Genomic DNA, 12,287 nt, shown 5'->3' on the forward strand with positions numbered 1-12,287 from the left:
TTCTAGTATCGAATACACAACAACGACAATTAGGAGGCAGCATGAATACGCTAAACCAAAACCTTACTCAGCAAGACCCAGATATCGCCCAATTTATTGCACAAGAAGACGAACGCCAAGAACATCACATCGAGCTAATCGCATCAGAGAACTACACCAGTAAAGCCGTTATGCAGGCGCAGGGTAGTCAGCTAACGAACAAGTATGCAGAGGGCTATCCGGGTAAGCGTTATTACGGTGGCTGTGAAGCCGTGGATAAAGTTGAACAGCTTGCTATCGACAGAGCCAAAGCCCTGTTTGAAGCTGATTATGTTAATGTTCAGCCCCATTCTGGTTCGCAAGCCAATACTGCGGTTTACATGGCACTGCTAAGCCCTGGCGATACCATACTCGGGTTAAGTCTTGATCACGGTGGTCACCTAACCCATGGTGCAAAACCTAATTTTTCAGGCAAGCTATACAATGCCATTCAATATGGGCTAAACACCGAAACCGGTGAGATTGACTACGACCAAGTAGCAGCCTTAGCTAAAGAGCATAACCCAAAAATGATCGTGGCAGGGTTTTCAGCATATTCTCGTGTTGTCGATTGGCAAAAGTTTAGAGAGATTGCCGATAGTGTAGGCGCGTATTTGCTGGTAGATATGGCGCACGTAGCAGGTCTTGTCGCAGCGGGTGTTTATCCTTCGCCAATTAACGCCGCGCATGTGGTTACTACCACTACCCACAAAACACTACGTGGCCCTCGCGGCGGACTCATTATGTGTAAGTCAAACCCTGAACTTGAAAAGAAGTTTAACTCACTTATTTTCCCGGGAATTCAGGGCGGCCCGCTTATGCACGTTATCGCGGCTAAAGCTGTAGCGTTTAAAGAAGCCATGACAGCCGAATTTAAAGCGTATCAAAAGCAAGTGGTTACCAATGCACGCGCTATGGCAGACGTATTTATGAAGCGTGGATTTGATGTGGTCTCTAACGGAACTGACAACCACATGTTTTTACTAAGTCTGGTTAGTAAGGGAATGACGGGTAAAGAGGCAGACGCTATTTTAAATAGTGTGAATATTACTGTTAATAAGAATACTGTGCCTAACGACCCACAGTCGCCTTTTGTGACAAGTGGCATTCGGATAGGTACGCCAGCGGTGACTTCTCGTAATTTTAGCGAGGCTGATTGTGCCCAGTTAGCTAACTGGATTTGCGATGTGTTGTCAGAACCTGAAGACAGTAATCTTATTCAGCAAATAAAAGATAAGGTTGCTACGCTAACTGCTGCCCGCCCTGTTTACACTAAGTAAAATCTAGCGGTTTACAAAGAGCGAACTCGTGCATTACAGGTAGCGACCATTACCCGCCACACGAGTTTAGCTCGTTCGTTAAACTCAATAGTTTGAACGCCCCACGCTTCTTCCATTGCATTTTGCCACACGTCACAGGTTTCGATTGTGTTGCTATACAGTGGCGCTAGCGACAAACTTATTCTTAATGACTCTAGCCATTCGGTAAATAGTGGGTCGTGCTGTCCTGTCTTGCGAAGCTGGGATAGCTGAAGCGATGCTTGCAGTTTCATGCCCTGCAAACGCTTATAAATTTCTCGCGGGTCATCCTGCTGCCCTAAAAGGTGAAGCTCCCTTTCAACATCATAGGCATTGTTCCACTGTATGGACATCGGCTCATCTTTTGTGCATCCCCACATCGTTATACATACGAAGCAAAGCAACACAAAGCTAATGTATTTGTCTGAATGTAGTGATGGAAATAATTTTACTTTACGCACCGAATTGCGCACTCCTTTAGCAGCGTCGCTTTTAGTATAGATGAGTCTTAAATGAATACTTAGACTGGTATAAATAATTAAACTAATTTACTACTGCTCGAAGAAATAAAGCACCAACCGAGGGGTTCTCATGTCTTTAGGCGCTTTCAAGAGATTCGTATTAAATTGCTGAAGTTGGCCGGCTAGCAATAGCAGTAACCGGCTGGCAAAGGTGGTGGCGAGTAAGGCTGTGTTCTGGGGTTAGTCGTTAGCTAAACCACTTCCACCAAACAAATACCAAAAGAAACCCAAACAGGTAAATTAGGCCTAGCAAACTGAGTAACTTTACTACCTTATTAGGCGCGGCATCAGGGTGCAGCTTAGTTTGTGCCACCAGCTTATGGTTAAGCCAAGCAAACATGGGCGTGGTTACAAAAGCTAACGTCATCGCAAAGCCTAACATGGCTAATAAAGCCGACTTGAAAAAGAGCACAATAATAAAGCTGAATATTGCCATGAAAAGCAATACTGGTGTTACAAGCGTATTGCGGGCGGCTTTACCCTTGTTAAACAATAGCGCAATTGCTTCTGCAACCACTCGCGCATAGCCGTCATATACGGTTAGCGCCGAGCCGAATATACATAGAAACGCCACTATCGCGATAAGCAGATGCGCCCACTCCCCGATGGTTGACGAGTACATGCTGATTAGCTGGTGAGAAAAGCCAATACCACTAGTGCTAAGCTCTGTGCCACTACCATACAAAATTAATGCACCTAGCCCCAAAAACAACAGCGCAAGTAATACAGTTACCGCATAGCCCAAGTTAAAATCGAAAAGGGCCGACTTCGGCGTCACCGCTTGACCTTTACACTGTCGTTTTAACCAAAGAGAAGTAATAGAGGATATTTCAATAGGTGCAGGCATCCACCCCATTGTTACCACTAAAAAGCCTAATGTGGCGAGCGTCCACGGCGAAGGTTGAGATTCAGCTTGTACCGCTGGCGCGGTATAATTACTAAGTGCAACGATAAATACTGCTATGGTTGCCACCACAAGCACACCCATTATGCCTTTGGCAATGTTATCGAGTCCTTCAAAATGCCCTGCCAGCAAAATCAGTAATATAAGCGCTAAAACTACTGAGGCAGACACCGCTATAGCTATTTCAAATGGAATAAAATACGACAACAGACTTGCTGCAAACAGTAACAGTGCCGCAGCATTGACTACCGATGCGATAGTATTTAAGCATAAGGCAATGGCTAGGTAGCGTTTACCCATCTCTAAATAGCCTTGCTGCAGGGTTTGCTTCGTACTGATGGTGTAACTTACGCCTGCCCTGAAAAACGGGTATTTAAGTAGGTTTACCACCAATATGAGAAGCGCTAACTGCCATCCGAACTTTGCTCCCGCCTGAGTTGAGGCCACCAAATGGCTACCACCTACCGCCGCTGTCGCCATAAGCACACCAGGACCGAGTAATTTTAGTAAGGCGGTAACGCGAGCAAGGAATGGTGTTTCAGCTGAGTACGGCAAGGCAACCTCTAAATGGGCATTAGAAAATAGCCGTTAACCATATCAGTTTAATAATCAGCAGAAAAGACACTAAATGATGAGAAAGCAGCATGAATAAAGGTTGCGAACCGCATTTGGTTCGCAACCTTTATTTCAAATTGAAAAGTCGTGGATTAGCACGCGTTTAAAACACGGCTGTGTGTTAGCGTCGGTCAAAATTTACCTTTTTCTGCGGGTGCTGATAATACCCTTCTTTTAACAGTCGCTTGAAGCGAGTTAATTTACCTTCCAACGTTAGCTCTTCTAGCCCTTTATTGAATAAAGACAAAATAAGCTGGCTATCGCCTTGCCCTTTAGGCACTAACAAATGCGTGGTTACCGTAGAAATAAACGGTTTAATAGGCATAACATCACGACGGTCGCTGCTGTTAAAGTCTCGCTGTAGCAAATACCAACCGGTAAGTTCATCAATGGGAAATACATCGATATCGCCGTTTATCAGCGCTTCTAGGTTGGCTTTATCGGTCGCGCGTTCAACTACGCCCTCGTTGCTTTTTATATAGGCGGCAAGCTCATCATTGTATAAATACCCTTCTGTGATCCCCATTTTTAGGTCTTGCATATCGCTAAGGTCACTCCAACTATCGGGGCCTTTTTCAGCGTTTACGTAGAAGACTAGGCTTTCTGCGCTTATTGGGTTGCTGTGAAAAAACTCGCTTTCACGAGAGCGTACAAAGTTGCCGTAAGAAACTGCGTCATATTCACCTTTTAGCGTTGCTTCTAAGGCTTCTTCCCACGGTAAGGATACGAACTCCACCACAACGCCAGTTTCTAAAAATGCATCGGCGATGATATGGTTTATGTAACCTTCGTGCTGCATTTCAGTTGACGTGTAAGGCGCATATTCTGTGGTCGCTATGCGCAGTTTCATCCATGAATGGGCAAAACTTTGCATTGGAATTAGCGCTAGTATAAATGTCGCTATAAGTAGTAATCGCATGTCAAAGTCCTGTTTTTAATTAGAAGTAAATGCCAAGGTTTATGTTCAACCGGTGGGTGGTTTCTTGTCTGCCGCCTAAATCTAGCCCAACGCCAGGGCCTCCTGAAAACCACATATTTTTGCCTTGGATACTATCTACATATACAAACAATTTATCCCAGCCAAAGCTACAGCCATTTATCCATTGAGAAGAGTTTTTCCCTTCATTTCCTTCGCCTTTGGCAACACTGTATTCTGAATAGCAGGTAAGTGATTCTATATGCGTAAATTTATAGGGCACCGAATACACAAGGTTCGCTGAATACGTTTTACCGTCAGCGGCCGCCAGAAATGGAAAGGTAAAAGACGATAGCGCTATACGGTCGTTAGCCTGCCCTTCAGGTGCAGCCAAATCATATTCATAGTCGATATATTGAAGCTCAACTTTCACGTCACCTTGAGTATGACGCATATGAACAGCATAGGCATTCATATCACCATCATCTAACGTATCTAAGTTTAGAATGTTACCGTACTGATACGACACGCCGATGTCGGTAGTCGCACCGCGAATAAAATTCGCTGAGTAGTTGGCACGTAGGTTGTACTGCCCGTCTTCTTTATTTCGGTATTCCCCGTCATCAGCCACATCAAATGAGTAACGACCAAACTCGGCTGCGTCATTGTACTCATCATTCATAAAGTAAGCGGCTTGAAAATCCCATTTGCCCCAATCGTGATTTATTTTAACCCCAGCATCGTAGTCATCTTCGAAGCCAAGATAATAATTAACTGAAAACCAAAAGTTGTTGCTGGCAAAGGGCTGTAGACCAAACGGGGTTTGAGTTATACCTGCGGTGATTTCGGTTTGATCATTAAAATGATACGTGAGATCAGCGAAGCGAACGGTATCAAAATCAGTATTTTCGTACCAACGGTACTCTGCTTTATAGCTAAACTGGTCTGACTCGCCGGATACGCCAAGCTTGAATGATTCGAACTCAAAACCATCTCTAAACTCGGGGATTTGCCAATCTTGATGCCCGTAATTAACCCTAACGTGACCGCTTAAATTAAAGGGAAGTTCGTCGGCCTTTATGCCGGTCGAAGCGCACGTAGCAATTGAAACTAAAGAAAATGCGGATAGTAGCTTGTTCATTACTGTTCCTGTATTGAATTTTTGGCGGGAACCCTTTGCTAAAAATTGCCTCTAATAGAGTAAAGGGGCGTTTAAGCGCTTAAGTATTTCGCGCACCAAAATAAATCCTTCAGTACTAACAATACTGAGCAAACCTTAAAAAAAGATCATTTGTTAAGGTCTGACTTCTGTGAATTAAGTTGAGAAATTCCGCCACTCCGATAGGCGGCAGCATTTAAACATTCGCAGCTGAATGTTTAAAGTGAAGTGGAATAAACGTACGGTAAATAAAGAAGTTTTTGCCGTGAACGTCAGGGTTTATCTAAAATTTGAGCAACACTTTAAATGCAATTATAGGAAAGCCTGTGAATATAGCCTGTCAGCTTTATGACTACATAGAAATAGCCTGCATGTATAAACTTGAGGTAAGCGCTGTATTAAAAAGTGGGGAGCTAAAAAACGGCAAGGCAATAAATACTGTTATAGATAAACGCAGCAATGTGCCCACAGAATGTATACAAATGCGCATTAACGGTAATGTAGAAAACATTGCTCTTAATGAAATCGCTCAACTTCATGCAATAACTGATAACCCACATTTCAGCTCGGTGAGCTTTTAGGTAGTATGCCGAGTTCACTCAACCATTTTTAACTGAACCACATTTATGACACAACACCTTTCGGCGATTACCTTCTTTGTAGACGACTACGACAACGCAATTGAGTATTTTACAACGGTTTTAAATTTCAACTTAACTGAAGATAAAGCAACTGGAGAACACTCGCGCTTCGTATTGGTAACACCACCAAACAGTTCAGCTAGCTTGCTGCTAGCGCAAGCTAAAAACGACGTTGAACTAGCGCTTATTGGTAACCAAGCCGCAGACAAGGTCTTTTTAATTTTAAATACCGATAACTTTTGGCGCGACTTTTACGAAATGCAAAGTAAAGGGGTGGTGTTTTTAGAAACTCCCCGTGAAGAAGTTTATGGTACGGTAGCCATCTTTAAAGATAAGTTTGGCAATATGTGGGATTTGATCCAAACCACTGAATAGCACTTTATACAGGTGCACCTTGCTTGTAGCGCATTTTGTATCACAAGGTTTAATCACCCGCAGTGAAGACGTAGAGGAGAAGTAAAACGTGCAGGCCATGAAACGCTCTATTATTGCAGATGTTGTTGCAATAGCGGCGATAGCACTTTTGATCACCACTACCTTTTACTGGATTGAAGCAAGACGTGAGGTCATTATTCTTTGCGACAACTTTACGCCAGGGGTGTCGAAAAAAAGCGTTGAACGCCAGCTAGGCACCGCAGACTTATTGTTGTGGGATACTGAGTTTGTTGCAAATGGCAGCAAAATTGAAGCATATAGTCCACTGCACTTAGGTATCATGAAATGCAGTGTAGAATTTAATAAGCAGGATATTGTGGTGTTCTCTATTGTTGAATAATCATACAACCTTCATATATTAAGAGACCATTGCGCCCTCTAGGTTATAAAAGTGAACCACCTTGGTGCAGCGTTTACATTGCCGCAACACCCTATTCACTGAAGCGCTAAAAGTCGTAAAGGCAAACTTACCTTCTTACTTTTATTGCACCGACTTAACTTTTCATCCCGCTGTCACCGAGTGTGCTGTAAACGTATAATTACGCTGTGTCTTCTTAACGCAAACTCATTTCTATGCAAAAAACAAAACACAGTTTCATCGAGGATGTTTTCGCCCTGATAAGCGCCGGCTTGTTTGTTGCTTTTGGCGTATATCTTTTTCAGTCTCAGGATCTAATGGTAGGTGGCGCAGCAGGACTTGCGCTGTTGGGTACTTATGGTTTTGACATGGACTTCGGCTTGTTATTCTTTTTGATTAACCTACCTTTCTATACCCTAGCGTGGACGCAAATTAGCAAGCGTTTCACTATTAACACGTTTATCTCTGTTACCACTGTTTCTGTATTGACCGAGCAAATTCCGGCATTTGTAGATATCAGCCACGTTAACCCTTTCTTCGCTGCGGTATTTGGCGGCATTTTAATTGGTGTTGGCATGCTGATGATGTTCCGTCACAGCTCTAGCCTAGGCGGCGTTGGTATTATGGCCTTTTACTTACAGCAACGCTTTAATATCAGAGCTGGGACTTTCCAGTTAACTGTAGATAGCTGCATATTGCTTAGCGCGCTGTATTTTATCTCGTGGCCATTGGTGCTTATCTCGATACTCGCGGCGTTTTGTTTAAATATGGTTATTTCGCTTAACCATAGACCTGAACGTTACTTCCCAGTATCGGGCGAAGACAGTTCAGACAAGGCTAAAACAGTATCAAAAAAGGCTGACGCGAAGCGTGTGGATAGCAATGAGCACAGCAGCTTGGAAAGCGAGCTTCGCGCCCAAAACGGCTAAGTTGGTAGTCAGTGCTTATGGTTTTGCGTTTGTTTAAAGACGTAAGCGTCTAAACAGATAGCGCCAAGCTGAAGGTAAACAACAACTCACATAAGCAATAAATAAAAAGCCCGGTTAGGCGCTACCTAACCGGGCTTTATTGTATCTTTTATTTGTATTCCTTGACGCCTACAACAAACCTATTGCTTCTTTTGAACTGGTCTTGACGGTCGACTAACTACTCCACGATTCACTCTCGGACGAGAAAACGAAGTACGCATACAAACCTCACTTATGAGTTGGTGCTCAGAACAGTTGGAGGCGATATATTCGCCGCAATCCCATAACTAAGCTTTAACAGTAAAGCTCAAATTAGGGGTAAAAGTCTCATTCTTTTAATGAATAGTGCTTTATTAAATTATACCAATCCGCATAGATCATTGCCCACTCAGAAGGCGCTGGCAAGTTTCCTAGCAAAGCGTGGGAATGCAGGAATGGCTGTTCCCTTTCAAATTCCCAGAATGTAGCTAGGAAGCTTGCCAGACCTTCCCGAAGGGCGAGTTTAAAATGCCCGTACTCTTTGTTGTGTCACCTTGATGTAGAACCACTATACCTGCGGTAACACGCCGCGATTACGAACATTTTAACTCTCGCTGAGTGGGCAATGATCTATGCGGACTGGTATTGTATAAAGATTGCTCAAACTGGCACTGCGTTGATAACTAGAGGTATTTCACAATGCGCGGTACACGCTGAGAAACGCGGGTCATTAATTCGTAGTCGATGGTGTCGGCATTAGCTGCAACTTCCTGAACAGGTACATTCTGCCCCCAAAGCTCTACTTCATCGCCCACTGCTACGTTGTCGATATGCGTCACATCAATGGTGATCATGTCCATAGATACGCGGCCTACCAAATAAGCGCGCTTCCCCCTAACCATGACTGGCGTACCGTTTTTACAATGTCTAGGGTAGCCGTCGGCATAACCAATACCTACGGTTGCAATTTTGCTGGGTTTATTCGCCACCCAGGTTTGCCCGTACCCGACACCCTCGCCTGCCGGTATAGTTCGCACTGCCAATACGCTAGAGCGAAGCGTCATGGCCGGATACATCTCAACATCAATGTTTTGTGACGTTGAAACAGCCCCCCCGTAAACGCCCACTCCCAATCGGTTCCACGCATTTCGACTTGCGGGCCAATTTACCGTAGCCGGTGAGTTAGCCACGCTAGTTGGTAAGCCCAGCTTTTCAGCAACCTGATTAAACCCATCGATTTGCGTGGTGGTAAAGTTATTATCTATATCGTCAGCGCACGCAAAGTGCGTAGCAATAACCGTGTTATCACTCAATAGGTGTCGATATTTTTCAGTAATCTCTTCGATGTTTGAAAGCGCAAAGCCTAAGCGATGCATACCGCTATCTACTTTTAACCAAATGTGGGGGCGTTGCTGTTCGGGGCAGCTTTCTAACCAAGCAAGCTGTTCTTCACAATGCATAACTAAAATGCAGTTATGCTGAAACGCCATTTGGCACTCTTTCGCCTGATGCGCCCCTTCTAAAACAACGATTGGTGCGGTAATTCCCGCATCGCGAAGGGCAACAGCTTCTTCGATAATAGCTACAGCAAAACGCGAAGAAACATGCTGAAGAATACGCGCCACATTTACGGCTCCATGACCATAAGCGTCGGCTTTGACCACAGCCATAGATTGACTAGATGGCGCTAAAGCGGCAAGGGCTTTGAAATTATGTAAAATGGCGTCAGCATGAATAATAGCTTGCGTTTGTCGGCTCACTGAAAAACACGTTCCTTAAATGTTTAATGGGGAAACATATAAAGCCTAAGTGTACCACGAGAAGCGCATTTGGGGCGCAGGATTAATATTGAAAAACCTGCTGGCTAACGCAAGGTTTCTTATGGTTTAAAATACCGTTATGCTTTGCGCTCGCTTATTTTAATCATTTCGTTGCTTCAAGGTTTAACATGTCTTCGCACAACCCCTCTACTTCAGATTCGCCCGCAACCACTCGTATTAAAATCAACGCGGCAGATGATGCTCCCACCGTGAACGAATTAGCTAAATCACTGAATAAAGTTGTCTCTGAAGGCAGAAATCCCGATACCTTGGATATAGATACGTTAAGTACCCAAGGCATTCTAACCCGCCTTAACAACGAGGATGCTAAAGTCGCAAGCGCGGTAGCACTTCAAATACCCCAAATAACGAAAGCGGTTGATGCCGCAACTGTCAGCATTAAAAACGGCGGAAGGCTTATTTATATCGGTGCAGGTACCAGCGGTAGGTTAGGCATTCTGGACGCAGTTGAGTGTCGCCCTACCTTTAGCGTACCCGATGAAATGGTTGTGGGTGTAATAGCGGGCGGAGAGAAGGCCGTTCAGCACGCAGTGGAAGGCGCGGAGGACAATTTTGATGCAGGTCGCACTGATCTTGAAAATTTATCTTTAACCCAAACCGATACAGTTATTGGTATTTCAGCTAGCGGTCGGACGCCCTATGTAAGTGGTGCACTGGACTATGCTCGTTCTCTAGGGTGCTTTACTGGTGCAATTGCTTGCAGCCCTAATGCCGCTATTTTTGAGTATGCTGACGCGGCCATATGCCCCGTTGTCGGCCCTGAAGCACTTACGGGCAGCACCCGCATGAAGTCGGGTACAGCCCAAAAGCTAGTTCTTAATATGATAAGCACCAGCACTATGATTAAGTTGGGAAAAACCTACCAAAACTTGATGGTAGATGTGAATGCCACTAACGAAAAACTTAAAGCTCGTGCCCTTCGCATTGTTATGCAGGCTACCGACTGTAGTGAAGACACCGCATTAGCAGCACTTAGTGCATGTAACAACAAAGCAAAAGTGGCAATTTTAATGGTACTAACAGGGCAAACCGCAGAGCAGGCATCCGCGCAGCTAAATGCCAACGATGGTTATTTGCGTAAGTCCGTAGAAGAAAGCAAATAGCTAACGCAGTTCACTGCAATAAGGGACTGCAATAAGGGGGCCGGTTTAATCAATATGAGTACAACTATTACACGCTATATAAAGAGCGCATTGATCATTGCGTTTCTCCAGCTGGTCAGTTTTTCCTTCTTAACCTCATGTGCGCAGAACAGCTTATCTACACATGTATATACAACCGATAATAACAGTCTACAAGCAAAGCAAGAAAAACTGGCTAACGAAAATTTAAACGCTAATCAGCTTACTGTAGGTGCTGAACGCTTTTCAGAATACCTGCCTTTGTTAGAAGGTAAGCGAGTTAGTTTAGTGGTGAACCAAAGCTCTTTGGTTAGAAATGTTTTGGTTAGAAATAATTTGGTTAAAAATAACCAATTAACTTCTCATTCAAAGCCAACAAAAGCAAACCAACCCTATCAGCATTTGGTGGATGCCTTATTGCAACGTAACGTTGACTTAGTAAGCATTATGTCTCCCGAGCACGGATTCAGAGGGGATAAAGGCGCTGGTGAAAAGGTAAATAGCGATATTGATGCTAAAACAGGTTTACCTATTCATTCGCTTTACGGGTCAACTAAAAAGCCCACAACGGACATGTTGGAAAATACCGACGTAATTATTTTCGATATTCAGGATGTGGGCGTACGTTTTTACACATACTTAAGTACCTTGCACTATGTAATGGAAGCCGCTTTTACCCAAGGCATTCAGATTGTGGTGCTAGATAGACCAAACCCTAATGGCCGATATGTCGACGGCCCCAGTGTTAAAGCCAGCATTTTCATCGTTTATTGGCATGCACCCTATTCCCGTTTTGCACGGTATGACATTAGGTGAACTTGCTCAGATGATCGTGGGAGAACGCTGGTTAGATATTGAGGCAACCAGCTACAAGAACGCAAAACTTACCGTAGTACCGGTAGAAGATTATAAACGCACTTCTCATTATTCGCTGCCGGTGGCACCTAGTCCTAACTTACCAAACGACTTATCTATCCAGCTATACCCCACGCTATGCTTTTTCGAGGGAACCGATGTCAGCATTGGTCGTGGCACTAATTTTCCATTTCAGCTTATTGGACACCCGAATGTCGAATTCGATGAAACTAAAATACCGGTAAAAGCAAATAGTGCAGCACCTCAACCTAAACATGAAAACTCTGTACTAAATGCACACGTATTTACCGGCGCAGTTCTTATCAACTCTGAATATATGAACTTGGAAAACTCGAGCCTTAAGTTACAGAATCGAGAAGGTTCACCATTTAGTGGATTAAAAATAGAAACCTTGATTAATGCCTATTCTCGCTTTTCTGAATACAACCGTATTGCCACCGCCACTGGAAGTTCTAAAGAAACATTTTTCACTCGCCCAGAATTTTTCGATAAATTAGCGGGTACTGATGCACTACGAATGCAAATCCAAACCGGTAAAACATCTGCTGAGATTCGCCAGAGCTGGCAAGAAAGTTTGAATGCGTTCAGAGAAAAAAGAAAGGCTTATCTACTTTATGAAAATATCGTAAGACGGTAG

General features: G+C 44.0%; 11 protein-coding genes and 1 pseudogene. 7 read left to right on the plus strand and 5 right to left on the minus strand.

Going from position 1 to position 12,287, the window contains the following annotated elements; all coding sequences use genetic code 11:
- Window positions 1-41 precede the first annotated feature (41 nt).
- Complete coding sequence (gene glyA, locus D1814_RS05055) at window positions 42-1,298, plus strand: serine hydroxymethyltransferase (protein ID WP_118490385.1); 1,257 nt, start codon at window positions 42-44, stop codon at window positions 1,296-1,298.
- Between the two features lie 11 nt (window positions 1,299-1,309).
- Here the strand turns inward: glyA and D1814_RS05060 are convergent, their stop codons facing one another.
- From D1814_RS05060 to D1814_RS05075, 4 genes are all read right to left on the minus strand, one after another.
- Complete coding sequence (locus tag D1814_RS05060; RefSeq protein WP_232368980.1) at window positions 1,310-1,669, minus strand: hypothetical protein; 360 nt, start codon at window positions 1,667-1,669, stop codon at window positions 1,310-1,312.
- Window positions 1,670-2,024: 355 nt separating this feature from the next.
- Entirely contained in the window at window positions 2,025-3,296 is a 1,272-nt protein-coding gene (locus D1814_RS05065; protein ID WP_118490387.1) for an NRAMP family divalent metal transporter, read from the minus strand.
- Window positions 3,297-3,477: 181 nt separating this feature from the next.
- Window positions 3,478-4,275 carry a substrate-binding periplasmic protein gene (locus D1814_RS05070; RefSeq protein WP_118490388.1) on the minus strand — a complete coding sequence of 266 codons (798 nt, stop codon included), beginning with the start codon at window positions 4,273-4,275 and terminating at the stop codon, window positions 3,478-3,480.
- A gap of 19 nt (window positions 4,276-4,294) precedes the next feature.
- Entirely contained in the window at window positions 4,295-5,413 is a 1,119-nt protein-coding gene (locus tag D1814_RS05075) for a porin (protein WP_118490389.1), read from the minus strand.
- A gap of 344 nt (window positions 5,414-5,757) precedes the next feature.
- Here D1814_RS05075 and D1814_RS05080 point away from each other — a divergent pair, with 344 nt between their 5' ends.
- The 4 genes from D1814_RS05080 to D1814_RS05095 all read left to right on the plus strand — a co-directional run bounded on the left by D1814_RS05080 (window position 5,758) and on the right by D1814_RS05095 (window position 7,794).
- Window positions 5,758-6,012, plus strand: coding sequence for a Rho-binding antiterminator (locus D1814_RS05080; protein ID WP_118490390.1), 255 nt, complete (start codon window positions 5,758-5,760; stop codon window positions 6,010-6,012).
- 45 nt (window positions 6,013-6,057) lie between these two features.
- On the plus strand, window positions 6,058-6,447 hold the full coding sequence (locus D1814_RS05085) for a VOC family protein (RefSeq protein ID WP_118490391.1): 390 nt from the start codon (window positions 6,058-6,060) through the stop codon (window positions 6,445-6,447).
- Window positions 6,448-6,535: 88 nt separating this feature from the next.
- A complete protein-coding gene (locus tag D1814_RS05090; RefSeq protein ID WP_118490392.1) occupies window positions 6,536-6,847 on the plus strand; it encodes a hypothetical protein in 312 nt (103 codons plus the stop codon).
- Between the two features lie 233 nt (window positions 6,848-7,080).
- Window positions 7,081-7,794 carry a YitT family protein gene (locus tag D1814_RS05095; protein WP_118490393.1) on the plus strand — a complete coding sequence of 238 codons (714 nt, stop codon included), beginning with the start codon at window positions 7,081-7,083 and terminating at the stop codon, window positions 7,792-7,794.
- A gap of 701 nt (window positions 7,795-8,495) precedes the next feature.
- Here the strand turns inward: D1814_RS05095 and alr are convergent.
- Entirely contained in the window at window positions 8,496-9,572 is a 1,077-nt protein-coding gene (gene alr / locus D1814_RS05100) for an alanine racemase (protein ID WP_118490394.1), read from the minus strand.
- A gap of 188 nt (window positions 9,573-9,760) precedes the next feature.
- On the opposite strand from alr, the gene murQ reads away from it, so the two are divergent.
- Both murQ and D1814_RS05110 read left to right on the plus strand, forming a co-directional pair.
- Complete coding sequence (murQ, locus tag D1814_RS05105; RefSeq protein ID WP_118490395.1) at window positions 9,761-10,756, plus strand: N-acetylmuramic acid 6-phosphate etherase; 996 nt, start codon at window positions 9,761-9,763, stop codon at window positions 10,754-10,756.
- A 54-nt stretch (window positions 10,757-10,810) separates the two neighbouring features.
- A pseudogene (locus tag D1814_RS05110) lies at window positions 10,811-12,287 on the plus strand (exo-beta-N-acetylmuramidase NamZ family protein).

It is taken from the genome of Alteromonas sp. BL110, from assembly GCF_003443615.1.
GTDB lineage: Bacteria > Pseudomonadota > Gammaproteobacteria > Enterobacterales > Alteromonadaceae > Alteromonas.